Origin of the sequence: Paenibacillus sp. VT-400, from assembly GCF_001029205.1 — a bacterium.
In the GTDB taxonomy this organism is placed as follows: Bacteria; Bacillota; Bacilli; order Paenibacillales; family Paenibacillaceae; genus Paenibacillus; species Paenibacillus amylolyticus.
In genome coordinates, this window is record NZ_LELF01000067.1 from 2,968,221 (window position 1) to 2,994,992 (window position 26,772).

Annotated in this window: 25 protein-coding genes, 2 pseudogenes and 1 riboswitch; of the genes and pseudogenes, 9 read left to right on the forward strand and 18 right to left on the reverse strand. The window is 43.8% G+C overall.

All coding sequences use genetic code 11. The features are described from left to right. Window positions 1-52: 52 nt before the first annotated feature. The 4 genes and pseudogenes from EL84_RS23655 to EL84_RS32610 form a co-directional block, all read right to left on the reverse strand. A complete protein-coding gene (locus EL84_RS23655) occupies window positions 53-478 on the reverse strand; it encodes an NUDIX hydrolase (RefSeq protein WP_047843342.1) in 426 nt (141 codons plus the stop codon). Then, a complete protein-coding gene (locus EL84_RS23660; protein ID WP_053061590.1) occupies window positions 475-1,119 on the reverse strand; it encodes an SMI1/KNR4 family protein in 645 nt (214 codons plus the stop codon). Before EL84_RS23660 ends, EL84_RS23655 begins: the two co-directional genes overlap by 4 nt. A 208-nt stretch (window positions 1,120-1,327) precedes the next feature. After that, window positions 1,328-2,107 (reverse strand): phosphotransferase family protein, encoded by a 780-nt coding sequence (locus EL84_RS23665; RefSeq protein WP_047843343.1) that lies wholly within the window; start codon window positions 2,105-2,107, stop codon window positions 1,328-1,330. Between the two features lie 300 nt (window positions 2,108-2,407). Further along, window positions 2,408-2,580 (reverse strand): annotated as a pseudogene (locus EL84_RS32610) (IS630 family transposase); the annotation flags it as partial. A 7-nt stretch (window positions 2,581-2,587) separates the two neighbouring features. Here EL84_RS32610 and EL84_RS32615 point away from each other — a divergent pair. Further along, window positions 2,588-2,878, forward strand: a pseudogene (locus EL84_RS32615) (hypothetical protein); the annotation flags it as partial. Window positions 2,879-3,438: 560 nt separating this feature from the next. Here EL84_RS32615 and EL84_RS23670 read toward each other — a convergent pair. The 4 genes from EL84_RS23670 to EL84_RS23685 all read right to left on the reverse strand — a co-directional run bounded on the left by EL84_RS23670 (window position 3,439) and on the right by EL84_RS23685 (window position 6,048). After that, entirely contained in the window at window positions 3,439-3,852 is a 414-nt protein-coding gene (locus EL84_RS23670) for a hypothetical protein (protein WP_047843344.1), read from the reverse strand. A 165-nt stretch (window positions 3,853-4,017) separates the two neighbouring features. Next, the gene (locus tag EL84_RS23675; RefSeq protein ID WP_053061591.1) at window positions 4,018-4,290 is read right to left on the reverse strand and encodes a hypothetical protein; all 273 of its coding nucleotides are present in this window, start codon (window positions 4,288-4,290) and stop codon (window positions 4,018-4,020) included. A gap of 123 nt (window positions 4,291-4,413) precedes the next feature. Continuing rightward, entirely contained in the window at window positions 4,414-4,623 is a 210-nt protein-coding gene (locus tag EL84_RS32165; protein ID WP_047843345.1) for a hypothetical protein, read from the reverse strand. 147 nt (window positions 4,624-4,770) lie between these two features. Continuing rightward, the gene (locus EL84_RS23685; protein WP_053061592.1) at window positions 4,771-6,048 is read right to left on the reverse strand and encodes a WD40/YVTN/BNR-like repeat-containing protein; all 1,278 of its coding nucleotides are present in this window, start codon (window positions 6,046-6,048) and stop codon (window positions 4,771-4,773) included. Between the two features lie 337 nt (window positions 6,049-6,385). Here EL84_RS23685 and EL84_RS23690 point away from each other — a divergent pair, with 337 nt between their 5' ends. Further along, entirely contained in the window at window positions 6,386-7,315 is a 930-nt protein-coding gene (locus tag EL84_RS23690) for an L-lactate dehydrogenase (RefSeq protein ID WP_036613729.1), read from the forward strand. Between the two features lie 272 nt (window positions 7,316-7,587). Here EL84_RS23690 and EL84_RS23695 read toward each other — a convergent pair whose 3' ends face one another. The 5 genes from EL84_RS23695 to EL84_RS23715 form a co-directional block, all read right to left on the reverse strand. Further along, a complete protein-coding gene (locus tag EL84_RS23695; RefSeq protein ID WP_047843346.1) occupies window positions 7,588-8,508 on the reverse strand; it encodes a tyrosine-type recombinase/integrase in 921 nt (306 codons plus the stop codon). A gap of 99 nt (window positions 8,509-8,607) precedes the next feature. Further along, window positions 8,608-9,687 carry a hypothetical protein gene (locus EL84_RS23700; protein WP_047843347.1) on the reverse strand — a complete coding sequence of 360 codons (1,080 nt, stop codon included), beginning with the start codon at window positions 9,685-9,687 and terminating at the stop codon, window positions 8,608-8,610. 259 nt (window positions 9,688-9,946) lie between these two features. Further along, on the reverse strand, window positions 9,947-11,383 hold the full coding sequence (locus EL84_RS23705; protein ID WP_036673796.1) for an amino acid permease: 1,437 nt from the start codon (window positions 11,381-11,383) through the stop codon (window positions 9,947-9,949). 521 nt (window positions 11,384-11,904) lie between these two features. Next, window positions 11,905-13,275, reverse strand: a complete 1,371-nt coding sequence (locus tag EL84_RS23710; protein WP_390925575.1) for an amidohydrolase family protein — start codon at window positions 13,273-13,275, stop codon at window positions 11,905-11,907. A 120-nt stretch (window positions 13,276-13,395) separates the two neighbouring features. Continuing rightward, window positions 13,396-13,947 carry a CGNR zinc finger domain-containing protein gene (locus EL84_RS23715; protein WP_047843349.1) on the reverse strand — a complete coding sequence of 184 codons (552 nt, stop codon included), beginning with the start codon at window positions 13,945-13,947 and terminating at the stop codon, window positions 13,396-13,398. 143 nt (window positions 13,948-14,090) lie between these two features. Here EL84_RS23715 and EL84_RS23720 point away from each other — a divergent pair, with 143 nt between their 5' ends. The 6 genes from EL84_RS23720 (at window position 14,091) to EL84_RS23745 (ending at window position 20,130) form a co-directional block, all read left to right on the forward strand. Then, entirely contained in the window at window positions 14,091-14,591 is a 501-nt protein-coding gene (locus EL84_RS23720; RefSeq protein WP_047843350.1) for a DinB family protein, read from the forward strand. Between the two features lie 84 nt (window positions 14,592-14,675). Continuing rightward, window positions 14,676-14,829: riboswitch (FMN riboswitch) on the forward strand. Window positions 14,830-14,973: 144 nt separating this feature from the next. Continuing rightward, complete coding sequence (locus tag EL84_RS23725; RefSeq protein ID WP_047843351.1) at window positions 14,974-15,954, forward strand: DMT family transporter; 981 nt, start codon at window positions 14,974-14,976, stop codon at window positions 15,952-15,954. Between the two features lie 326 nt (window positions 15,955-16,280). Continuing rightward, a complete protein-coding gene (locus tag EL84_RS23730) occupies window positions 16,281-17,777 on the forward strand; it encodes an amidase (protein WP_047843352.1) in 1,497 nt (498 codons plus the stop codon). Window positions 17,778-17,911: 134 nt separating this feature from the next. Beyond that, window positions 17,912-18,520 carry a DUF1989 domain-containing protein gene (locus EL84_RS23735; RefSeq protein WP_047843353.1) on the forward strand — a complete coding sequence of 203 codons (609 nt, stop codon included), beginning with the start codon at window positions 17,912-17,914 and terminating at the stop codon, window positions 18,518-18,520. 139 nt (window positions 18,521-18,659) lie between these two features. Continuing rightward, complete coding sequence (locus EL84_RS23740) at window positions 18,660-19,286, forward strand: LysE family translocator (protein WP_047843354.1); 627 nt, start codon at window positions 18,660-18,662, stop codon at window positions 19,284-19,286. An 82-nt stretch (window positions 19,287-19,368) separates the two neighbouring features. Further along, window positions 19,369-20,130 carry a YqcI/YcgG family protein gene (locus EL84_RS23745; protein WP_047843355.1) on the forward strand — a complete coding sequence of 254 codons (762 nt, stop codon included), beginning with the start codon at window positions 19,369-19,371 and terminating at the stop codon, window positions 20,128-20,130. 56 nt (window positions 20,131-20,186) lie between these two features. On the opposite strand, the gene EL84_RS23750 is transcribed toward EL84_RS23745, so the two are convergent. The 4 genes from EL84_RS23750 to EL84_RS23765 all read right to left on the reverse strand — a co-directional run bounded on the left by EL84_RS23750 (window position 20,187) and on the right by EL84_RS23765 (window position 24,705). Then, complete coding sequence (locus EL84_RS23750; protein ID WP_047843356.1) at window positions 20,187-21,533, reverse strand: amino acid permease; 1,347 nt, start codon at window positions 21,531-21,533, stop codon at window positions 20,187-20,189. A gap of 623 nt (window positions 21,534-22,156) precedes the next feature. Beyond that, complete coding sequence (locus EL84_RS23755; protein ID WP_047843357.1) at window positions 22,157-23,050, reverse strand: aldo/keto reductase; 894 nt, start codon at window positions 23,048-23,050, stop codon at window positions 22,157-22,159. Window positions 23,051-23,184: 134 nt separating this feature from the next. Beyond that, a complete protein-coding gene (locus EL84_RS23760; RefSeq protein WP_047843358.1) occupies window positions 23,185-23,958 on the reverse strand; it encodes an SDR family NAD(P)-dependent oxidoreductase in 774 nt (257 codons plus the stop codon). Between the two features lie 258 nt (window positions 23,959-24,216). Next, window positions 24,217-24,705, reverse strand: a complete 489-nt coding sequence (locus EL84_RS23765) for a GNAT family N-acetyltransferase (RefSeq protein ID WP_047843359.1) — start codon at window positions 24,703-24,705, stop codon at window positions 24,217-24,219. A 178-nt stretch (window positions 24,706-24,883) separates the two neighbouring features. Between EL84_RS23765 and xerS the strand changes: the two genes are divergently transcribed. Then, complete coding sequence (gene xerS, locus EL84_RS23770; RefSeq protein WP_047843360.1) at window positions 24,884-25,990, forward strand: tyrosine recombinase XerS; 1,107 nt, start codon at window positions 24,884-24,886, stop codon at window positions 25,988-25,990. 240 nt (window positions 25,991-26,230) lie between these two features. Here the strand turns inward: xerS and mobB are convergent, their stop codons facing one another. Beyond that, window positions 26,231-26,770 (reverse strand): molybdopterin-guanine dinucleotide biosynthesis protein B, encoded by a 540-nt coding sequence (mobB, locus tag EL84_RS23775; protein WP_053061593.1) that lies wholly within the window; start codon window positions 26,768-26,770, stop codon window positions 26,231-26,233. Window positions 26,771-26,772: the final 2 nt, after the last annotated feature.

Below are 26,772 nucleotides of genomic sequence, written 5' to 3' on the forward strand. Positions count from 1 at the left end.
CAACGATTTACATCGACTCGTTTCAATGATTGAACCTCCTTTTCGGAAACTTTTAAATATTATTTTTATCACTGAACTCAATGCAAAAAGGTAGCATCTCAGGTTTTAAGCAATACTCTATTCTTTCTCTGAAGTTTTTCCATTCGACTTTTAAAATGGCTTCTTCGATCGGAAAGAAACCAGACTCTAAGCTCTCCGATGATGTAATAAATTCTCCTCCTATTGGTTTGGCTAGAAATAATGTGTTACATATTGAATTTTCGATATTCTGAAATATTCCACAGAATTTGATGATTTCAATGTCGATTCCGGACTCCTCTTTCGTTTCTCTGATCGCAGCTTGACTTAGAGATTCTCCTTCTTCCACTTGACCACCTGGCATTTCCCATCCTCTTCGTGGTCCTCTAATAAGTAATAATTCATTTTGTTCGTTGATCACGATTGCAGCGGCAGATAAGATATGTTTTGGAGGGCTCATTTATTCGACTCCTTCTTTGACAAAGCGAGCGTATAGTTCTTGCCATCATAGTTATTCACATTTTCAATGTGTCCTTGTAAATGCCTATAATAACGTTCAGAATTTTCATTATTCCAATTCCAGAAATGCGCGCCATTACATATAATCAGTCTTTCAAACCATCTCTCAAAATTCATATTCACCTTAATTGCGCTATCAACGAACAACATTTCAGTCCAATACAAATAGCTAGAAAATCTATCAATGCATTCATTCGTATTTATAAAAAGCATATCTCCATTATCCGAACCTATTGGAATCCAACCCTGCGGTATCATGCTAACATAATCATAATCAATGTATACCTGTCGAATCATGTTTAAGCTATACAATTGGATCCCCCCTCCATAAAAGGGATGCACGAATAGATCTGCTCCATTATGATTTAGTAAAAAAGCTTTATAGTCCCAAGGAATAACTAAATTTAACTCTTCAAATAAAGAATCGATCTCCTGATTTGATGAACCCGGATAAAACGTAAATCTTGCAGGCTCACTATAACCAGTTGAACCTTGTATTAATAATGAATTATTACTATCTAATCTTTTCTTCAAACCCTCTAGAGTTAACTCAACTATATTGAAGATTTCCGAAGATTCCATAAGATTTCATCCCTTTGCTTAAAGTTATCGTATACCTGTCTTGAGTTCACGACTTCCTCCGAATTAAGCTCAATCGCTAGTTGCGATGTGGATAGTCCGTGCGGTTGTGTTCGTGTGAACTTACTTCTCTAATGCACTCAACAGATCAAGAGTTAAATGACTGAAACGGAACATTTTTTAATCCGAAACAACATGATTTTCAGCCAGACTAAAAGAAGTTATATATCCCATCTTCAAAATAATTATATTCTTCATCCGTTATTCTTAACTTTCCATACCCGTTATAAAAGATTTCTCTATCTCTTTCATTATCAAACGCATTATGTTTCGGTCTAATGGCTAATGCTACATCATATCTTGGATCGCCATAAGCTGCTCCTGCCCAGTCAATAACTCCAACAATATTGCAATCATTAACTAGCACATTATCTATAGTAAAATCTCCATGGATGAAAGTGTTCTCTATTGGTTTTGGTCTTCCTTCTTTCAACTGTTGAAGTAGTTCTGCTGATCCGTCTACAGCAAAGTGAGTTAGATTATATTCTGCTTTACTAAGCATTGTATCTAACCAAGGACTATCATTGTTCAATAATTCAACAGGACAAGTGCATTCATGTATTTTCTTTAAACAAAGCCCAAAGTTAAAAATCGCTTTTTCTTTACTTTGAAGGTCAGGCATCTTAGAGAGAAATTCTCTTAAACTTATTCCATCAATATAATCCATCAGAAGCCATCTCGATGTGTCCTCAGTATGAAATGAATACACCTTTGGAACAGGGAGTCCCGTATGGTAAAGGTATTGGAGTACCTTATATTCATCGGATAACCATTCATTATAAAGATCGTTTTCTGTCTTCTTGATGATGTACTTTTGATCAAACGTATCCAGTATAGCCACAGTAGAAGTATGACCTTGCTTAGGAAAAGTGATTTTCTGGACTTCCCCTATATGTTCTTTTATTTCAATCGGGAGATCTTGAATATTCATAGTTTTATCCTTTCTGCTATTTCGGACCTTTATCACGAATTCCACATTTTGAGTAAATTACCTTAATTGTTTCTATAATAACCCATGCTACAATATTTGCGAAGTGAATTTAAAAACGCATACATTTATCAACAAATCAAAAAGAACACTCCCGCAGGAGCGTTCTCCGTGAATCATTAGTCTAAGCGTACATCAGATCCATCTTACTATAATTTTCTCTCACATACGTTTGTAGTTGTACAAGCTGATTTATTGCTTCTCATCTGAGTTCTATTTAAATGGAACTAAAGAAACGACTCGCTAGAACCTGACGCAGAGCAGATCTATGATTGTCAAAGGCACTTGCATAATCTGTTCATGAATTGCTCTACGTTGATGCGAATTTCAGTCACTTTGTGGTAGAAGACGTTGTTAATTACATCGGATTTCAGCCATTTCCATAATCCCTCGACTGCATTTAGTTGAGGGCTGTAAACTGAACCAGAACCAGAACAACCTTCTATCCCAGAACCACAGCCTGAACAACCATCTGGGGATCGTGCTATCCTAGTAGTCACATTGACAACTGGTTTAGAGAAAGAATACGATCTTCCAATGAGTGAGGTAAATGCATTCCTCAACTGGTATGATGCTCGTGATGGAGGAGCTTGACCGGCCAAGTTCGCCATCAACAAATACAGCAACAACAAAGGTCCATTTAGTAAGCGTACAGATTACGTGATATTCGATAAAATTCTAACGTTTGAAGTAAGTGAATATACGACCAAATAAAAAGAAAGAGCAGTGAGGTAATCCCTCTTGCTCTATTATGTATTCAATTCAGGAGATATTTCATTAAGCCCAATTATACTACCGGTCATAAATTCCAGAAAAAAACAGAATTGTTCTATTGGAGATAACTTTACCTTGGAAGTATAACAGCGCGGGAGACATCACATACATTTATGGGAATGGGGCAGATAAGTATTATCAAGCGGTCCGGATTGTCAAACGTTTACTAGGCCGCAAGGCTACTGCTGAGCTACAGACAAACAAGAGCCGGACACGCTGCTTGATAAAACTCTATAATTAAAAATAGAGCCCCACTAACTTTTAGTAGTGGAGCTCGTTCATAATTTATAAGTCCAATTATTTAGTTAATGCATAGAATAAGAATAACTTGTAGCCCGAGCCCATACCTGTAGCAGTTACAGTTGCTTCAGAGTTACCTCTAGGACCTGAAACGGTTGAGTCAGGATACCAATTCACATAACCCCAGCCTGTAATATAATTAAAGGTATTAGAAGTTGGATTTTTACTGAGAACCTTTCCAACTCAATTCCGATATTACCCTAAATTTTCTTTGGTAAAGCTGACATTATAGAGAATCCTAAGATTACACTAGCCACAATCACTAAATAGTCATTAACAACAATATATTGATATACAGAATCATTTAACCATCCAAATGAGGCCCATACATAACTTAAAGAAACAATAAGAGCCGGTAAAGTTATCAGTAGGAAACCCGATGTGTCCTGTTGTTTTGTTGATCTCAATTGTCCTCTAATCATTAATCCAAGAACCACACCAATACCTCCGAAGAAAACAATTGGTATAATTGTCATCAAAAAAGGACTAACATCAAATCTCGTTCTGGCTTGCGTAAGTTGGTTATTGAGTAACATAGATCCAACTGCGAATAAAACAATAATTAAAACAAGGTAAGTCAAATTTTTGAGAACTCCATTTGCTTTAGTTTCCATTTAAGTATTCCCCTATCTTCTGTCGGATATCCTAACTTTAACATTTGTGGGATTTAAAATCCAAATAATAAAAAATGACTCCTCCAGCTTTATGCCAGTGAAGTCATATTTACCGATGCTATCGGATTTGTTCCTATATCACCATAATTATTCTTTTTGTTCAGATTAGTCTGAGACAATGAACCAATCGAAGTTCTCAGGACCTACACGAATAACAGGTACCAGACTAGTGCCTATAAAAGCAGTGTACGTCAATTGTAGTAAGAGTGGTGGATTGAAATCTTTTGCTGGAAATGTGATAATCTGTGGTGCCAGAGGGCCAAAGTCATTCGTAGATGTCGCGGAATAAATAACTGATTCAGTTGCTAACGTTCCTCTTACAATAGTAATCGTGATAACAACCGAGATAACACTTTCAAAGTGTCCTTTAATCGCCATAAAAAAATACACCCCCTAGAATTTCATCGGCTAAACCCAGAGGTTTTTCCAATGTCCTATTCTAGGGGGGTACTTCAGGGGCAAAACGTTGATATATCAGCCTTCTTTGATCCGTTTTGATAACTATGCGTACATCAAGTCCATATACCCGCGAGTTACTTCTCCACCTTCAGCTGGTTCGGGCTGGTCTGCCTGTGCGTGTTTTGCCATGCAAGCCTTCACTGCATCCTCTGTGGTACAACGATTCGCATCGTCGCATGTGTAGCATAATTGAAGCATATATCTGGTTAATTCATCCGCCTGCGTGAATTGAGTTTGACCGTTGGTTCTCATCTTCATCACTCCTTCTCTTGTTGAGTTAAATATATCACCTTCTGACGTATTTATTTGTGATTTATTTCACAAACTAAGCAAAAAAAGAAAAGGAACCCTTAGGCTCCTCTCCATTCTCCTATCTATTCACATCGATAACACTCTACTTTAGAGTACTTTCCAATGTACACCGCCATCTACCGTTTGCAATAACAACGATCTTTTGGCATCTGTATTTTCAACCAATATCCAGCCAAGCTTGGGGGTAACCATCTGCATCTTCACAATTTCCGGATAATCTTCGAGAATTTTCTCCAGTACACTGCTTGCAGGAAGAGCGCTCCACGTTTTGCCCGCATCCTTGGTGTGGTAGGTTATGCCCTTTTGCATCGCCCAACCTTCCGATGCGTTCAGAAATACTGGTGAAAGGTTACGATTCGGACCCGTTTGTTTGTTTAAAGTGAAATTGGACAGCTTCCAGCTCTTTCCGCCGTCGGTGGTAAAAAATCCATTGAATGTCGTGCCCTCCCCTTTAGAACAGGACATTGACATCCAGGCTGATTGCGCTTCACGTCCAAAAAATTGTGGTGAACTGACACTGAAATTCCCACACCCGTTGAATTTGTTTCGATCAAAGAAAGATGGTCCAGTATCCCAGTTCTCTCCACCGTCTGATGTTACATACAACTTCGGTGTGCCGAACTCCAGCGCTGTTAAGAAACCATGTTTTGGATCCGAGAAAGTCATGCCCGTGGTGTATCCACGTTTGGAAATCTCTTCTGCTTCCTGTTTGCCATCTTCATCACTGGATGACATCCGATTCCAGGTAATTCCACCGTCCTCGGTGAAGTAAAGTTTCTTGTCCTGTTTACCAATAGCGGTATCGACCGTAGTGAGAATCCAGCCTTTTTCAGGAGATACAAATGAGATCGCAGTCACTTTATCCGTCTTGGACAGAGAAGACAGACTCCATGTCACGCCCCCATTGTTGGTGCGAAGCACCATGGTATCTGTTCCACCCATACCTTCACGAACAATCCAACCGTGCGCACGATCTACAAAATAAATGCTTTGTCCATATTTAGGGTTAGCCGGAAATTGTACATTTTCCGAAGGTGAAATATTGGTCCAGGTCTTTCCCTGATCCTGAGTGTAGTACAGGCGCAGCGCATTCCGCGTCACCCCCCACGCCAATCCTCCGTTGTCATTAAGCAACTGAAAATCGGTCAAACGGGTCTGTATTTGGTACTTGGCCATATCTGCAGATTCTGTACTGTTCACAGGGGGAACGACAGTTAACGTCTGCCCTGTATTCCCGGCGTCCTCCTGCTGCTGCGGAGGTTCTGCTACCGGAGGTTGATCTGAGTCGTTGCATGCAGCCAATACAGCTGCTATACCTATAGACAGCAATGCTGTCTGCGCGATTTTAATCCATTGCAAACGCAAGTGGGTTCCACCTCTCTCATCCAATATACAGGCGCGCATGCCTGTCCTATGGCGTTTTATTTACGATTCATCAGAATCCACTGCTCCTATTCTACCACAAACCTTATGTAAAAGGCTCATTGCCCACTCATGGTCGGCCCGCTCCCTTTTTCCAGCTCATACTCTGGGCTATAGGTCGCACATTTATTACCATTAATTTCATCCTAAACTGTTTTTCGACGGAATACTTGGTAAAAAGACATGAAATGTGAACTATTTTATAGACAACACTCGCTTTATATTCTCTAATCCCTTAATATGGATGGGAGTATAACCCAAAAAGGAGAGGATATTGAACATGACAAATAGTGCAGCTCTGAAACCAAGTCGTGTCGTGATTGTAGGCATGGGTGCGGTGGGAACAACAACGGGATACACGCTAATGTTGAGACAGCGTTCGTCCGAGTTGGTATTTGTGGATGTGAATCATGATAAAGCAACCGGCGAAATGCTGGATATGAACCACGGTCTTCCATTTACGGGAGGCGTGAAAGTATGGGCTGGCGATTATTCCGACTGCAAAGATGCAGATATCATTATTATTACAGCCGGCGCTTCCCAGAAGCCGGGCGAAACCCGGATTGATCTGCTGAAGAAAAATGCAAGCATTTTCAAAGATATTATCGAGCGTATTACTGAAGTGAATTCTCATGGTATTTTGCTGATTGCAACCAATCCTGTAGATATTTTGTCCTATACTTCATGGAAACAAAGTGGATGGCCTGCTTCACGTGTCATCGGTTCAGGTACATTGCTCGATAGCGCACGTTTCCGTTACCTGATTGGTAAAAATAAAGGGATCGACCCGCGTAGTATTCACGCACATATTATTGGTGAGCACGGCGATTCCGAAGTACCAGTATGGAGCCTGGCTAACGTTGCAGGAACAGATCTGGAATTGGATGAAGAAACACAGCAGGATATCTTCGACCGTACCAAAAATGCAGCGTATGAGATTATTAATGCCAAAGGAGCGACTTCCTATGCAATCGCCCTTGCTCTGGACCGCATTGTAGCTGCAATTCTCGGCAACGAAGGCTCCGTTCTGAACGTATCCACGTACCTTGAAGATTACAATGGTGTATCGGATGTTTATCTGGGTGTTCCATGTGTTGTCGATCGCAACGGTGTGCGCGAAATTCTGCCTCTTCCGTTGAATGAAACCGAAAAAGTGGCTTTCCAGGCTTCTGCTAACAAATTAAAAGAACAGATCGCTGGACTCGAGTAATTCAATCGCGCAATCATTCATATCGTGAACGATTTAGCACGTTAAAAGTTGTAAATTAAGATATCTGTCTTAGCCAAAAGGGCCATTTGTTTCTTCTAAAGAGAAGAGGCGAATGGTTCTTTTGTTTGATTTCTATTATAGGCCTATTTAGATTTCAGATATTAGTTTACATAATATTAATTATGTTTAAATATCCACCATCCAAATCAATAACAAAAAAAGCCTGTCACTTGGACAGACTCCTTTTCGGATTAAATATTGGCTTTTTTCTTCTAATATGTCGGAAGTTTTACGTCCAGCAAAGCCATAGCCTCTTCTTTCTCCCTACTGGTGACGTGTGTGTACACGGTTGTTGTTTGAATCGATGCATGACCAAGTAGCTCCTGCACGGTACGCAGATCGGCTCCACGCCGTAACATCATGGTCGCGAAGGAGTGACGCAGCTTATGACTGGAGTAGTTTTGACGTTGATTGGCTGGTGATTCCTGCTGGAAACGTTCAAAGGTTTCTGTAGATATGAGCTGGATGCTGCGAATCGACAGTCTCTTCCCTTTCTGCGAGACAAATAACGCTTCCTCTTTTGGCCGCCAAGGATCGAGACGCTCAGCCATCGCTTGAGATAATACTTTTGCCACAGTCTCCGGTACAGGAAGCGAGCGCCATTTCCGACCTTTACCAAATACATCCAATGTACGCCGCTCCGCATTATAGTCTTTGCAATCCAACGCATGTACTTCTCCAACCCGTAATCCCATATATCCCATCAATAGAAAAACAGCCAGATTACGTGTACGATACTTGCCTTCTACCGACTCCAGAAAACGTGTCAGCCCACTTTCATCAAGGAAAACGGGCGCACGGTTTTTTTCGGTTTTGGATTTTTTGATCCCAAACGCCGGATTATTGGTTAACAATTCGAGTTCAATGAGGGACTTGTAAAAACAGTTCACCGCCGCATGTTTGCGATTTCTCGTGGCATCACTAACCCCACGCTCCCGGGCACGGGACAGAAAAGACAACACATGCAGCTTTTTGACCTGCTCCAGTGACTTTCCTTGAATGGAGACCAGGAATTCCACCACGTCACCGGTGTATGATTTTACTGTATGGCCTGTATATCCGGCGTCCTTCATCCATATGTGAAAAGCTTCTAGCTCGTCCGCATATTGCTCCTGAATCTCCTCGGTCATCATCTGCCTACGTCACCTCAATTCGGTTCTTTATAAATTGACTAAGATTATTTACACGGGCACTGCGATGACAGAACAACCTTCTTAAGCTGAACAGAGCCCCTAGGCTTCATCCACAATGACAACATCAATCAGTGGAATGATCGTTTCGGGTTTGCCTTGATTGCGAGTAAGTACAAACGATGGCAATGGATTCTCGTGCAACCCATTCACGGATTCACAGATCTGAGTATACAGATCCATATGCAACGTCTCGCCTTCGCCCGCCACATCAATGACAGGCCAATCGTTCTGAACGCAGGCAGGCCAGTAAGCTAGCTCATTCGCAGGTACGATACTTAATTGTTGAATGGACGGATCGAGATGGTAGATCCCTTGCCGTTCAGGTTCATCGCCCAGCTTGTCCACGGCGAGTATTCGAGCAGACTGCTCATCTGGTGCAGAATAGAGTGAATAACACCACGGAGTCACGCCCCAGGCGATCGCCATCAGCCCCTCATCCAGCAAAGTATCCGACAAGTTTCCTTCAGCAAATTGTTCGATCAGATTATGCTTACCCGGTCCTATCAGTGCCTCTACACGTTCAGCGAGTCGAGGCAGGTCAGCGAGAATAAATCCTCCTCTGCCGTAGGAGTCAAACACATGATGGTTTCTGCTCCACACAGCTTGAGATGGTGAACTCAACGACGCTGCATCTGCCGGGAAAAGCGATATATATGCGGTGATAACTTGCGCATACTTAACCATTGCAAGTTGTTCTGGTTCGAGTGTACCTTCAGCAATACGAGGTGTTTTCATATGCAGGGAGATTCGAAGTTCGTATTCCCCCTCTGTAAATGCTGCCCAACTAAGATTAACAGACTGTTCAACGCCTTCAATAGATGCAATGGAGATTGAGCTATCCGGTTTCAGGTTAACAGCATACTGCACGTATGCCAGCTCCTGACCATAGATGATATTGGCATCCTGACGATTGACCGGTGAATCCAACTGTTGTGCAATGACAGATACTTTACGTCCATCCTTCAGAAGGCGCTGCGGATCAATATCTAACTGTAGGTCACCTGCACCTCCTGATTGTGAAACAACTAATTGTGCCTCTGCAAGTACGGATGAGTCAGCTAATGCAAATCCAAAAGCTGCATTTTGATGATCTGAATTCGTATGTAATGGTGTGTTCATGATACATCCCCTCTCTTATGTCTGATGGCATGTCACATCCCCAAATATATTTCATATTTGGCTTAGCCGCAACCCCGCCCCCGTGATTAAGTTCGTCACGTCCCTTATTACTTACCCATATATGAAGAAAATCCCAACCTTCCCCTGCTGTTATCTTCCTTTATCTTTCTATATAAAAAAATCCCCATCCCGCTTCGCCTAAGCGATACGAAATGAGGAAAAATGAAGATATTCTCGGTTAAAGATGTTCTCGACTAATCTATTTATCCTTTGCTCTGAAAGCACTCGAGATCCGGCGTTTCGGATTCAGATGACTGTAATGCCTTCCATACGCAAAGTAGATAATTAATCCAATGATCAACCAAGCAAAAAACGTAATCCATGTCAGCGCTGCAAGGCGTGTCATTAAGTATACACAACCCAAGGCACTCAGAATCGGAATCAGTGGCACAAGTGGAACGCGAAATCCGCGTTTGAGATCCGGGTTATTTTTACGCAATACGATAATGCCCAGACTTACAACTGCAAAAGCAAACAACGTTCCGATGTTCGTAAGCTCCGCCAAATGTCCCAACGAGATGAACCCGGAGAACAGAGCGACGATAATGCCCGCAACCCATGTCCCTACCGCTGGTGTCTGACTCTTGCCACTAACTTTGGAGAAGACAGGTGACAGCAGGCCGTCACGAGACATGGAATAGAGCAGACGTGTCTGACCATACATCATGACCAGCAATACGGTCGTAATGCCGGCAATCGCTCCAAGAGATACAATCCAGGACAATCCCTTCAATTGAACAAATTCAAATGCAAACGCAACTGGATCACTTACATTCAACATGTTATAAGGCACAATCCCTGTGAGGATCAATGATACAACAATGTAGAGAACGGTACAGATTGCCAGTGACGCAATAATTCCAATCGGCAAATCCCGTTGTGGCTGCTTAACTTCTTCTGCCGCTGTGGAGACCGCATCAAATCCGATGTAAGCAAAAAATACGGTTGCTGCTCCAGCTGTTACACCTGAGATACCAAAAGGCAAAAATGGCTGCCAGTTGGTTGGCTCTACATAGAAAACACCTACACCAATGAAGATCAGCACCACGATAATTTTAATCGCTACCATGATGCCATTCGCACGAGCCGCCTCCTTCACCCCTCGGGTAAGCAGAAAAGTGATAATTAACGTAATGACCGCAGCTGTGATGTCAAAATAAGTTCCCTTTTCCGGGCTGAACGCACTCGTAAGAGCATGTGGTAACTCCAGCCCGAATCCGGACAACAACGTTTGAAAGTATCCAGACCATCCACTGGCTACCGCCGCACTCGCAAAACCATACTCCAATATCAGATCCCATCCCAGAATCCAGGCAATAACTTCACCAAAAGCCGTATAGCTATACGTGTACGCACTACCCGATGCCGGTATGCTTGATGCAAATTCCGAGTAACATAATGCCGCGAATGCACATATGATACCTGCCAGCAAAAATGACAGTACAAGGCCCGGGCCGGCATACGTTGCGGCAGCTACACCAGTCAACACAAAAATCCCTGTGCCGATAATGGCACCTACCCCGAGTGTGGTTAAGTCCAACGGACCGAGCGCCCGTTTCAATGCACTGCTGTTATCGCCCACGGAGGCAATTGGTTTTTTACGAAATAATGAAGATCGTTGTTTGTTCTCATGCATAGTCATGTTCCTCTCGTCATGAATCTTGAATGTGCTATGGATGTAGCAGCGATTGGATGGCTTCCCATCTGTTCTATGAAAAAGTCATTTGTTCTATCTTATCGATCACCTATAAAAACCTATCGAATTCTACACGTTATCGCGTTGCTTGGTTAAATTTATTTTTGAAGATCACTTATTTTGTTCTTTTTCCGCGAAATTTATCATGATCTGTTGCACGTGGTTGAATATGAAAATCGATTTAAAACAAAACTGCGTATAATTTATATTATGCGCAGTTTTTATGAGCATAATTTTCTGCGAAAAACATCTCTGGTTCCTTGTTATCTGAAGTTAAGAAAAAGAGAGCTCTTTTCGTCTTTTTCCGCTGTCCCTTCCTCTCTTATCCTGTCTAATTCGACGATATGAAGGGCATGTCAAAGAGCCACATAGCGTTATGCGGCCCTTTATTTCTTACTATAGGTAGAATTGTATATAAAAATACAAACTGACTTCATTTCAGGTTTTTATGAAAAAGTAAATTATGAGAACGTAATTCTCTCCGCGTCCGACATCCGGTATTGGGTTAACAAATAATCTTTGCTCTGCATGGCCGCATGACGAATCGCATCCAGATCAACATTCAACAGCTTACCCTCTCGCTTCACGAGTCTACCTGCCACAAAGACCGTATCCACATTGGATGGATTGGCAAATTGCACAACAGCGCCAATTGGATCATGAACGGGGAACATATTCAGATCGGTGGTACGAATCATGATCAGATCCGCTTCCTTCCCTGGGGTCAACGTACCGACCTTCTGCTCCAATCCCAACGCTTGGGCACCAGCTGAAGTTGCAAATCTCAGCACTTGGCTGGACTGCAAGTTCAACTCACCAGGCATCTCACCCTGCTGCAAAAGTTGTTCATTGGCTCTGGATCGTTCAGCTTGAAGTGCAAACTTCATCTGCGAGAACATATCTCCGCCTGTAGACGTCACTACATCTACACCAAGTGTAGGTGTTCCCCCATGTTCAAGAAAATAGCCGGTGGCCGGATATCCATGACCCATCATCATTTCAACCTCAGGTGTGACCGACAAGGAAGCGCCGCTATCTGCCAGCATTTTGTATTCATCCATGCCCATGGTGTTACCATGAACGATATTCACCCGTGGACTTAAGAGTCCCGCTTCGTACAAGTGACTGATCGAGCGATCCACAGATCCCCAACTGCCAAATCCGGCATGCATGGAACAGATCGCATCCAGTTCTTGTGCTAGCTCGATCTCTTTCACGGTTGTATCCCAATGACTGAACTCCGGACCACGAATGGCAAGCCCATAAGTAAGCAATTGATCCCGTGATGAAAAATAACGTTCTTTGACTCTTCTCACATCATTATTCGAATACGTGAGTTGACTATCCCGATTCCAGTAGTCCGTCTCACCAGGTAATCCGTGAGCAAATACCGCCCGAATGCCAGCATCCTGAAGTCCACGAATCAGTTCATCCGTATGGTCAGGGGAATATGGCATGCTCCAATCCATTACTGTCGTCACTCCTGCGTTAAGCGCTTCCAAGGAACCGAGCAGGTTGGCAATATAACTATCTTGTGGGCGGAGCTTGCTTCCCATCGCACCATAATAGAGATTTTGCAAATAAACTGGTAACGACCAGTTGGTTCCCGCTGTTTTGACAAGTGATTCCCACATATGCCGATGCGTGTCCACCAGCCCAGGCATAATAATCATCGATGAAGCATCAATGATCTCCGCATCCGGAATATCCAGGTCGGGCTGAACCGCCATGATCAGTGAATCCTGAATCAGAACGTCCGCCCTCTTATACTGTCCAATTTTAGCATCCATCGACAACACACAGCCATTTTTCAACAGATAACTTGTCCGCACAAGAAACATCTCCCATCTATTTTGGTTTGAAAGACGATCACATCCTGCTTACGAATCTGTACTACTTCTGACTATTTTTTCGCTAGTATATATACATTATATAGTTATTGTTAGTATTTATCAATTTTGGGATTTACGTTTCGCCCGAAATCTTCTAACCTTCATCAGATTGCCACACATCTTATCATCACAGTACTTCTGTGTTCTGCTTCGGGTATCATCATAGAACATCCAGCGACAATCCGAATTATCACAGATCCGGATCCTGCCGCCTTCTCCCTCTACCAAAGTCAAAGCAAAGTCAGCAGCTACATCAGCTATAACCTGATGCCAATGCGCTTCTACAGCTACCAGTTGGAGTTTCAGTCCCTGATTAATTGTAGTCAATGTTCTTCTCACATGCCCTGCTCCCATAACGCCGTTCAACCATTGTTTTTCTACATCCGTTAATGATGCTCCAGAAGACACGCGGGCTCCAAGAGCCAACAATTCATTCCTGAAATTTCTCATCGACAACTCCTCTTCTGGAGATGCAGGGACAGCAGCGTTAAGTTGCCATCGTTCCAGAAAATCTTGCTGCCAGCTCGCCTTCCCAAGTCTGTCCTCCGATCGATCTCCCCCACGCCAGTCGTGATAATCGCTGTTTACAAAATCGGTCCATAACCTGTCCATATATACCTCCGTTTATTGTAACCATCTAATTAAACAAAGAAGGTTACAACTCATCTTTGATGTGTTATATTAAGTGTAACCTCATTAATCAGTTTTAGCTAGTTACATCACCTATCACAATTATACGCAAGGAGGAAAAGGCAATGACGAACACAACAGCACTAGATGTGTTACTTATTCAAAAGGATGATACTTGGGATCAATGTAATTGGATTGTACCTTTGTTGAAATCCTTGGAGGGTCTTACAGCAGAACAAGCAGCCTGGATTCCACCCTCAGGGGGATTAAGCATCTGGCAGTTGGTTAACCATATGTATTATTACAACCATCGCTTATTATGTCGCATGCAAGGTAAGGAGCCTACCCTTCCTGCTGTAGACTCCAATGAATACACATTTGGGAATCCGGGAGATGCAACGGATGCAGCTGGTTGGAATACACTGATGCAGGGTACAACTCGATTAGCCCAGCAGTTGCGAGATCAATTGGCTGCACTTCAAGAGTCAGATCTTGAAGCCGCATATATGGACTCCGAAGAGAAATGGGCACACGAACTAGCTCGCTGGGTACTCCATGATGCGTATCACGCAGGTCAGATCGTGCTCCTTCGCAGACAGCAAGGAAGCTGGAAAATCGTTTTCTAAAAAAAATGCTTGAACTGCTAGCGCTTACAGGAATAAGATGAACTTATTAATGTTACAGCTTGTTCAACACACTATATAATTGAATAGGATCTTCGGGGTAGGGTGCAATTCCCAACCGGCGGTGATGTTCTTCGGAACCAGCCCGCGACTCGCTATTAGTTCTTAACGAAGGACATTCAGCGACTGACTTGGTGTGAATCCAAGGCCGACGGTACAGTCCGGATGAGAGAAGATCAACACATTGACATGCCGTTCACGGGAAGGCCTCTTTCCTGACGCATGTCCTTGGATGAGCCCCCGTTTATTTGGTATATACCAAAACGGGGGCTTTTGTCGATTTTGCCAACTGAAGATTCCGTGTTCTGACGAAGGAGTCCTGAATATGGAAAAGACATCAGCAGCATCACCTGTTTACCGCAAGGAACGAAGTAATACCGGATTCTGGCTTGTAGTTCTCGGCGCCGCCTTATGGGGTGTCGACCCACTCTTCCGCATTATTTTGCTAAATACGATGACATCCACGCAGATTGTACTGGTGGAACATATCATCGTCAGTCTTATTGCCATTCCCGTACTGTGGAAATTTCGAGCTGATCTGAAAAACCTGCGTGCTCGCCACTGGATTGCCGTGATTTTTATCTCATGGGGAGGATCAGCACTCGCAACGGTATTGTTCACCATGGCACTAACACATAACGATCCGAATACTGTGCTTTTATTGCAAAAAATGCAACCACTCTTCGCTATTGTGCTGGCTAAACTGTTACTAAAAGAAACGTTGCCACGTCGCTTCGGTGGATTGTTCTTCATTGCATTAGCAGGAACGTACCTGCTTACATTTGGATTCACATTGCCATTAGGTAACTGGGACAACTGGATTCATGCTGGAAGCTTGTTATCCCTTGGGGCTGCTGCCCTATGGGGAGGTTCAACCGTTATGGGACGATTGATGCTGGGTCAGGCGCGTTACGAAACCGTCACCTCCCTGCGCTTTGTCGTTGCTCTCCCGCTCCTGATCTTTATGACGTGGAACGAAGGTGCGGCATGGACGTTTCCGTCCGGAACGGGTGAACAGACTGCTGTCATCCTCAACATTCTCGGTCAGGCATTGTTACCAGGTTTGCTCAGTCTTCTGTTGTATTACAAAGGTCTGTCGTCAACCAAAGCCTCTGTTGCAACACTCGCAGAACTTAGCTTCCCGATGGCGGGTGTGTTGGTGAACTGGATTGCTTTCCGTACACTGATTACATGGGAGCAGCTGCTTGGTTTTATCCTGATCTGGGTGGCCCTCTTCGCCATTTCCAGACAGCAGGAAAGATCATCAACTGCGGCCGATGCTGCACCAAAGCTTCGTACAGAGTAAGTGGATATATGTGAGGTTCTCATATAAACAAATAGTCGTCAAATATAAAAATAAAACCATTGCACATCAAATAAGATGAGCAGTGGTTTTTTATTTCCATGACTCGATATTACTCGATCATTTTCTCAATTAGCAAAATGATCGAGTAATCCTTTGCTTTATTTCTATATCGCAAATGCAAATACTCCCCTCTTTCCCTCCAACCTCATAACGAATATCCATATCATCGCACTACGATTCTTCTATGTTTTGTCTTTTGTCTAATCGGGTGGTACGATGACATATGGAATAAACAGATGAATTATATTCAGAGAGGAACGATCATAATGTCTTCATTCTCATATACCTCCTACGACGCCGTAGGTTTGGCTGAACTGATCCGATCCCGGGAAGTATCCCCGGTTGAAATGCTTGAAGCGGCGTTTGCACGCCTTGAAGAAGTGAATCCGCAACTTAATGCGGTTATTCGTACATATGAATCTCGTGCACGGGAGGAAGCCGGTTTGGTTCGACCTGGAGAACAACCTTTTGCCGGTGTTCCCCTGCTCCTGAAAGATATCTCGCAATCCTTGGAAGGTGAATTTCTGACTTCAGGCTCCCGTTTGTTCAGCGAGCATCGTGCATTACGCAATTCCAATTTTGTCACTCGACTCCGTGATGCAGGCTTTATCTTCATAGGACATACCAATACACCTGAATTTGGTTTGAAAAATATTACCGAGCCCCGTCTTCATGGTCCCACTCGCAATCCATGGAATATCAATCACTCCCCGGGTGGTTCAAGTGGTGGTGCCGCTGCTGCTGTAGCTTCGGGTATTGTTCCTCTTGCCGGAGCCAGTGACGGAGGAGGTTCGATTCGTATCCCGGCTTCCTTTAGCGGATTGTTTGGATTGAAGCCAACCCGCGGGCGCACACCTGTAGGACCGGGAGTTGGTCGTCAATGGCAAGGCGCATCGATTGATTTTGCCCTCTCTCGCTCGGTTCGGGACAGTGCTGCATTGCTTGATACGTTGCAAGTCATTCAGCCCGAAGCTGCGTTCCATGCTCCACTCTTTCCAGGCAGTTACTTGGCTGATATGAGCTATCCACATCAACGCAAACTGAAAATTGCATACACAACGGATTCGCCCGTGGGAACACCTGTCAGCGCAGAAGCCAAAGAGTCTGTATACAAGCTCGTTCGCTGGTTGGAAGATCAAGGTCATCATGTTGAAGAAAAACTGAGTCCAGTCAATGGAGTTCGGTTGATGGAGAACTATTACATGATGAACAGTGGTGAGATGGCTGCGATGATCTCTTCCATGGAACGATCCATGGGCCGGGCTCTGACCTCCGATGATATGGAGATTGAATCTTGGGTTCTGGCTGAAGCAGGCAAAAAGGTGTCCGCTGCGGAATTTGTACATAGCTTAGCTGAATGGGATGTAGCTGCAGCCCAGATGTCCACTTTGTTCGAGCGTTATGACTTCTACGTCACACCTGTTAATGCTTTTCCTGCGCCTAAGATTGGTGAATTAACGCCTCATGACGAACAGATCCGTAATCTGATGCGAATTAGTGAATTGGACAAGACCCAGCAGCAGCAACTCATTTATGAAATGTTTGAGCCAAGTCTTACGTATACACCGTTCACCCAGCTTGCAAATCTGACAGGTCAGCCTGCGATAAGTGTACCTCTGCATATGACACCTGAAGGGTTGCCAATGGGCGTTCAAGTGATGGCAACCAAGGGACGTGAAGATTGGTTATTACATCTGGCTGGACAGCTTGAACAATCAGACCTCTGGATCGGGATGAGAGGTAATCCACTATTTCCAGCATAAAGACGTATTATGTGGTGTGTCAAATTTACCATTGGATGTTCCTGCCTGAGTACAGAGTGCATCGCCATAACAGTGCATGAAAGCATCATCTGCTCCGCATACTGAAAGCAAACAGTAGCGGAGGAATGTAACAGATGAATACAAATCAGCGCCATAAACAGTCTTATCGTATCCCAGCCAAAACGGGATATGCCTTGAAAGTAAACAAGGGTTCTTTACTACGCATAACGGATCTGGAGGGACAGCAAGTCATTGATTTTGTGGCATACGATGCTACGGATGCTAACCATCGCTTGGACCCCGGTGTGACAATGGACGTATTGCGTACTTATCGAATTAAACCAGGACAATTTGTATATTCCAATCAGTATCAACCTTTACTCAAGATTGTCCGTGACACCGTTGGGGTACATGATTTCTTCAACTCTGCTTGTCGTCCCGAGATGTATGAGGTGTTATACGACAAAAAGAATCACGCCAGTTGTTATCACAATCTGAACACAGCACTAGAACCCTTCGGAATCTTACCGCCGGATCAACACTATCCATTTAACCTGTTTATGAAGTCCGTTGTAGACAGTGAAGGCAAGATTGATGTTGTAGCTCCCGACTCTCGTGCAGGTGATTATATCGAGATGGAGGCATTAATGGATCTCACAATTGGGCTCTCCGCCTGTCCTTGTGAAGAAAGCTCATGCAACGGATACAACTGCACCCCAATTCAATTGGATGTGGAACTTTAACAGAATAACAATGCCTTGACGCAGTATGAGATAAAAGTAGTTTGTTCTATTTCACTCCTTGCGGGAATACGATGACTTGTACCCATTTTCTGTGACAACTGGTACAATTCATCGAACCCGTTAAGGAGTGAACGTGTTTATGTCTGTACTGTTCAGTTATATCATTCTGGGAATATCATTGTCCGCTCCAATCGGTCCGATTAACGCCGCCCAACTCGACCGTGGAGCCCGCCACGGATTCATGCATGCCTGGATTCTAGGACTCGGAGCTATGTTTGCAGATTTGGTGTATATGTTGCTGATTTATTTTGGAGTTGCCCATTTTCTGGACACGCCGTTCATGCGCTCTTTTCTCTGGTCATTTGGCAGTTTTATTCTGATTTACACGGGAGTGGAAACGCTCTCGAAGCTAAAGCAAGGCATTCAAGGCACATCTACTGCGGAAGCAACTGTTCGAAAATCTTTTATTTCCGGATTTTTGATGGCCCTGTCCAATCCACTGAATATTTTATTTTGGCTGGGGATCTATGGCTCTATTCTTGCGACAACTGTGAAACATACGGATACCGCTCATTTGCTGCTCTACAGTTCAGGCATATTCATTGGTATCCTGGTATGGGATGTCATTATGGCTGGAATGGCCAGTCGATTCCACAAACATAGCAGTGAGAGTGTATTGCGCTGGATCTCTATCATTTCGGGAATCTGCCTGATCGGATTTGGTTTGTATTTTGGGTACGAAGCTGTACGTTCCATTTTTTTCTGACAACAAAATCAGGCTGGACAGTCACCCAACTTCCCCCACATTAATACTGTAACGGTATCATGTGGAATGGAGTTGGGAATCAATGGCGGAGCTGTATAGTGCCGACGAAATAAACACCTTGTTTGAGCGTCTTCCATCTTGGCAGCAGGACGCTTATTCGCAATTTGCAGATATGATCGCCGATGAAAATAATACGTATCCGTGTGTACCTGGACGAATGGGATTTCTGTCAGGGCATTTGAGGTACGGCTTTACTTGTGACCCCCGATCTGAACATGCTGCCGAAGATATGGCCGATCTGCTTAGACAATATGGTCCTGTCTCCAGAGACACTGGTCATTACGCTTCGATGGTCGTGATCTGTGAGACGCCAAGTGATCTGAAAGATCATACAACGGTAGAGCAATATCAGACGTTATTCTGGCAAATGCTCAATCGGGTAAGTTCACACGATACCGAGCCGTGGCCGGAACATATTTCAACCGATCCTCATGATTCATCATGGGAGTTTTGCTTTGGCGGAGAGCCTTACTTTTGTTTTTGTGCAACTCCTGCACATGAACTCCGAGCCAGCCGGCATTTTCCTTATCTCATGTTTGCTTTTCAACCACGGTGGGTATTCGAATCCATTAATGACAACACCCCTCTTGGCCGTAAAATGAAAACCTTAATTCGCAAACGTCTCGCTGCATATGATGCTGTACCTGCTCACCCTTCGCTGATGTGGTATGGTCAGCAGGATAATCTGGAATGGAAACAGTATTTCCTGCCTGATGATGAGCAGACACCTTCCAAATGTCCATTCATGCGGATGAAGCAAGCCTTAGGCAAGTTGACGAAATAATCTTAAAGCACTCATTAATCCGTTGTACGACCTCCACGAAAGTTGCTGAGAGTTGCTTATGGTTTGGATGGTGCTGACTGCGATGCTTTCGAGCCACGTACCTTATGAACAACATACGTGATGATCCCAAGGAACACCAAAAGTCCCACACTTGCCAGCAGACCCGTTCTGCTGGCTTTTTCCATCGCTGTCCCAGCCACAGCAGCCACAATTAATACTATGGCAATCCACACTTTGATGCGATTCCACTTCACGGGCTTCATTTTTTTAATGTACGTGATACAGATGAGCAGCCATGTATACATTAATACCAGACTACCTGCTGTCGTCACATATTCAAACAAACTCTTGGGCATCCATAATGCCATCAACGTAGACAGGACTAATCCAGCCGCTGTACAACACAATGCCTGAAGTGGCATGTCCTTTTTTCCCCGGGTCTTCGTGAACAACTTTGGTGCATCTCCATCTTCCGCGAGTTTCACCAACATGGACGTAATGGCATATAACGAAGCCACCATTGTCGAGAATCCGGCTATAATCAGAATTCCGTTGAGAATGTGGACCACAACAGTGAATCCAATGGTTGACATGGCTTTGACAAGCGGACTTTCATCTGGAGTTAACTGAACTGAAGGCACAAGCAACAGGATCAACGCAATTGCAATCACATAGAGTGTACTCACCGTCAATAGCATTACTCGACCTGATTTCACTGCATCTTTTGGTTCTTTCAGGTTAGCTGCCATCAAACCCATAACCTCGATCCCGGCAAAAGCAAAGAATGCATAGATGAAACCGGTCCATACGCCTTTACCTCCATGCGGGAACCATTCATTCTTCAATTGCTCGGGTGTGACTTTTACAGGTAACCAACCCAGACAAGCCGCTCCTGCTATAGCTATAAATGCAACCGTTGCAGCAAGTTTGATTACAGCAAGAATATTCTCCGTTTTGGTTAATCCCTTCGCTCCCAGTGCAGCAATGAACAGACCTATAGCGGCATAGATCGCAACAAATGCCCATAGCGGAAACTTGGGAAACCAGAATTGAGAGAACAGCCCAAGTGCCGTTAATGAGCTGCCCATGATGAGCATTTCAGAGAACCAGTACATCCATCCACTACCGAAACCAGCCCAAGGTCCGAATGCTTCGCCCGCATACGTTCGAAAAGCGCCTTCCTTTGGATCATCTGCCGTCATCTGTGCCAGCGCACCAAATACAAAGTAAGTACCTGCTGCCGCCAGCACCAACAATATAAGTACGGATATGCCGGCCCAATGAATCGCCAGACTGGTCCCTAGAAAAAATCCCGTTCCCAGTGTGCAACCCGCGCCAAACAAGGATAGGCTGAACCAACTTAGTTTTTCGTCGTCGTTTTTACGGTGTTGCTGACTTTTCATGAAGCTCCTCCTTCTGCCTTATCCCCTTACGATTTACAGGTCATGGAGGTTTTATGTCTGTATTGCCAAAAGAATTATTGTTAGTTTACATAATAATAAATATGTTAAAAACATTCTGATGATGATTTTAAGCTGTGTGCTTTTAAGCATTATTCATAAAGATATATTTTCAATTTGATTTAAATCCGCAAAAAAAGGGGTTGACTTCAATCGCTTTAAATGGTTTTCCTTTTAAACTTGGTGGTGCGTGAATGTGGCTATATGAGAGATGGTAACTAAGGTGAGAAAATGATCTCTCTATTGTGAATTTTTCATATGTTGAAATATTATAACTAAGTCGTTATTTCTTTTACATTGAACGTAGATTGCCTATTTTTCGTATTATCTCAATAGCTTTATCTTTTTTTATAAATTTAATTGTTTTAAATAAAGGCTATTTCCTGGGATTTTTCCTCTTTCATCCTTTTTCACCCGTTTTCGGGCTAGGCTGACGTATAGACATTATCCACTAAAATTTTTCGCACTCTGTTCCGAATTCTGTTGTGAATTTTTCATATGGTGAAAATATTTTATGTTTGTCATAAAAAAAGCCGCCATATGGCGGCTTCGCTAATATTTCTGATTTAAGTCCGGCCAGTCCAATCAGCTCCGGCGATTTCTTTCCATCGTGCTCTAATCTCATCATACAGTTCCTGGAGGAGTGGCCCTTTAGCCACAAGATCAGCATTTTGCTGCCAGCGATTGGGCTTGGCTGTTCCTACAATAGCTGTGTCTACACCTTCGGTACTTAGCGTAAAACGCAGTGCTGTTTCCACCGCTGCCTGGGCATCTTCTCCCAGAAAACCATAGTTCAGTTCACTTAAGCGCTTCCAGTATATAAATGGATATGCCTCTTCCGAAAGTGTTTCATACGTCCAAGCCGCATTGGCAATTGGTCTTTTCGCGATGACACCCATGTTTCTCTTCCTTGCCTCAGGCAACGTAAGATCAATTGCTTCCTGATCTGCGATATTTAATGAAGTCTCCAGGCTGTCAAATACTCCGGTCTGAATCGCATATAGCGCATCTGTTGTATCCCCACTGTATCCGATAAATCTGGTTTTCCCTTCTTCCTTGGCACGCTGTAGTACTTCGATCACTGCTCCTTGTCGGAGTACTTCTTCGGAGCAGCTATGCAAATGGATAACATCCACATAGTCCGTTTTCAGCCGTTTCAGACTACGGTCAATCGTTTGCTCCAGTACTTTGGCATCCCAATCCGGGCCTTCGATCCCGGCAGCATGTCCACATTTGGTGAACAAATAGTAGTCATCACGCCGATGTGACAACACCTCACCGATTAATTCTTCGCTGTCACCGTAACATTCAGCCGTGTCTATCACGTTTAATCCAGCATCCAGGGCACTATTCAGCAATGTCGCTACATCCGTTTTAGATACATCTTTGCCTATTTCCGCTCCGCCAAATCCAAGTGTACTTACGTTCATACCAGTATTACCGTACTTGCGCGTTTCCATGGTTATCTTCCTCCAAGTTCAGTGAATTGGGTACAGATAAATAGAAATACAGATTAACTTCAACTTCCCTTATGTTATTACCCATGAGTTGGTTATGCCACCCACTTTTCTAAACTACAACCAACGTCATTTATTTAGAAACCATAAATGGACATTCCACCGTCAACCAATAACGTCTGACCCGTTATGTATCCCGCTGCATCTGATGCCAGAAATACAACCGGCCCTACCACTTCTTCCAGTTCTCCCACTCGCTGTAGCGGTGTGCGGCTTACAATTTCCTGCAAATACTGGGGATCATCCAGCAGTTTTTCAGTCAGAGGTGTTCGGAAATACCATGGCCCTACTGAATTGACACGGATTCCATACTTGCCCCATTCCAGTGCGAGCACTTTGGTCATATGAATTAACGCAGCTTTGGTCGCGCCATATACAACCCCTGTCCGCAAAGCCGTATGGCCGCCTACCGAAGAGATGTTAATGATCTTCCCGGTCCCACGTTCTTTCATATGCTGACCCGCCAATTGCGAAGCGAAGAAAGCCGATTTTAAGTTTGTCTGCATGATGGTCTCCCACTGCTCGTCCGTTACTTCAAGTGCTGGTGTCCGTATGTTCATACCTGCGTTATTCACCAGAATGTCCAGACTCCCCATCTCCGAGATCGCCTCTTGAAACGTCTCTTCCATTTGTTCTTTTGATGTCACATCCGCAGTCAGAGCTAGCGCTTTACGCCCTGTCTGTTCATAGATGTAGGCTGTTGTCTCCTCAATTTCTTTCATCGTTCGGGATACAAGTACAACGTCACTGCCTGACTGGGCAAGTCCAATCGCAATTGCTTTTCCGATCCCTCTCCCTGCACCTGTCACCAGTGCTGTCTGTCCATCAAGATGGAATGTGGGTACGTTCATGTTACTCACTCCTTCATCAGATTTATAAGTTGAACTAAAGATTATTTACACTGACACTACGATGACAGAATAACCTTCCAATCGCTGTTATCCCCAGATTTTTTGATTCCCTTTTCTGAAGGGGAAAATCCGGGGATAAAGGCGAACGCTTCGCTTTTTCAGGTTTTTTCTGTCCTCTCCGTTATCCTGTAAATGATTAGTTCAACTTATATCGCAATCATGCAAATGCTTCTATATGTAGGTAAACCCCGATAGGAATCAGGTTACAAAATACTGGCTTGGATTGCCCAGTTCCGGATGGAACTTCTCTCGAAAGCGGCCTCCGGTATAATCTCCTATAATTTTTCGCCAGAACGCCTGCGCAATGACATTGTTACGAACTTGGGTCACTTTCCATCTTCCTGGAAAACGTTTAAACAGCTCATATGCTGCTCGAGTGCCCACTCCACTGCGCCGATATTTTTGCATCACAAAAAACTCAGTCAAATAGTAGTCATTATCCTTACTACCAGGCTCCAATTTCTCCACCAGAGCAAACCCTGCAGGTGCCCCATCACTTGTAATCAAAAAAGGAAACTTGCGGTCCTCTTCTGCCCAGAATGCCTCCAGACCGGGATATTCCGGAAAAATGCCGTTACTGTCCACATCAATATTCAGGTATTTGGTAAAATCATATAGATAAAATTGCATTAAATGCCGAATCACCTGACTGCGTTCCCGGGGAACCAGTTCTATTTTCATACTCATCCGGTTCACTTCCTCTGCTCTACGTATACTAATTACTTTAAAGGTTTACGCGCCGAAGGGCAAGGAAGCATACCCTAGTTACTGCCTGCTTTGGTGAACAAGCTGTGAGCATGTAAATTATGGTACACTAGAGCATAGAATACTATTAAATTGAATATTAATCTTATATGTTTTTCACATGGAGGTGTCGAACTTGACCAACGTGCAAAAAGAGATTGATCGACGCAAGCTGGATGACAAACTACCTTCCATGCCTTGGTTCGTTCAGCAATTTATGGACTACAAACTGCCTGACCTGTCCCCCTCTACTCTGCTCGAATATCTGAGAGATTACGAAGCTTTCTTCGGATGGTTGCGAGCAGAGGGGCTATCCGAGGCAAGCTCTAATAAAGAAGTTACCTTGACTGAACTGGAAGTCCTTCGCATGGATTCGGTTACCGCCTATCGGTTATTTCTTACAACCAAACGGGAAGGAACCAATTCCAGAATTACCGTATCTCGCAAACTCTCTTCCCTTCGCTCCCTTTTTCATTACCTGAGCCAAATTGCGGAAGATGAAGACTTTTATCCTTTGCTGAAGCGGAACATTATGGCCAAAATCGAGATCAAGCGTACCCATAAACCCAAGGACACCGCTGCCAAACTCAAAGGTAAAATCCTGGAGGAAGAGGAACTGCTGGAATTTATTGGATATATCCTTGAAGGTTACGCTGTGGATATGGAGAAGAACAAGCAGGCCCTGTACTCCCATGAAATCAACAAAGAACGGGATGCCTGTATTGCCAGCCTGATCCTCAATTCAGGTTTACGGGTGTCGGAAGTTGTGAACCTGAACGTCGATGACCTTGATCTGAACAACAAACTCCTATATGTCTATCGCAAAGGTAACAATGATGAGACGTACAAAACTCCCGTTTATTTCAGGGAACAGGCCAAGGACGAACTCGCAACTTATATGAACCTGCGGCAATCACGTTACCGCACGCCCAAGCGGGAGAAAGGTCTGTTCATTGCTTTGCGTAACGGAGATTCAGAAGGCAGTCGAATGACCAAAAGAGCGATCCAGGCCATGATTATGAAATACGCCAAGCGCTTTGGCAAACCATACTTGACCGTGCACAAATTACGCCATTCATTCGCAACCGACTATTATTTGCAAAATGATATATACAAAACGAAGGAGCAACTCGGACACGCTTCTACGGAAACGACTGAGATCTATGCTCACCTTACCGACAAAACGATGTCCGAAGCCATCGAACGTCGTACCGAAGACGGGATGTAACATCCCGAACATAATAAAAGCAGCAAACCGCATCAAGGATTTCGATCCGAGAAAGGTCTGCTGCTTTTTGGTTTTTTTGCATCATTCAAGGAGAAGAGCATAAGTAGAAACAATTTAGTTTACATAATAAAAATTACGTTATATCCGAAGTCGATCAATCACGCTCTCTGTACATTCAATCATATCCAGCGATCATAATATCCTACTTTTTTAACGTTTCTACGATTAGACTTCACCATTCTACCTACACTCGCTCTCAACCATCTGTAACAACGCTTTGGCTATATCCTCCGTTTCATGAACCGAGTACCATGTTATATCTCTGCTTACGGTGCTCCGCTCTATAAACTGCTCTGAAGGTAACCATGAGATTATACCCACTACCCCTTTAAGTTGATTAACCAAGGTCAGATCTTTCTCTTCTCGAACCATCACAAATTTGGGATAAGAAGCATCCTTGAATCCTTCAACAACAATCCAATCATAATCCGATAGATAGCTCAGCATATCCTCCAGCTTGGTTGCCTGTCGCTCCATAATCGCAGTACGTTTCTCTGACATGATAACCACCGCCGAAGCCCCAGACTCTCCAAATCGATAAGAATCCGTTCCTTCTTGATCCATCTCAAAATGGTCATGACCATCATGCTTAATTGCCGCTACTTTAAGTCCCATAGAAGAAAAGTGCCCGATCAGCGCGGCTGTCAGGGTTGTCTTGCCCGTGTTTTTGTATCCAACAATCTGTATGATATGTGGCTTTGCATCACTCATTGTAGTCATCT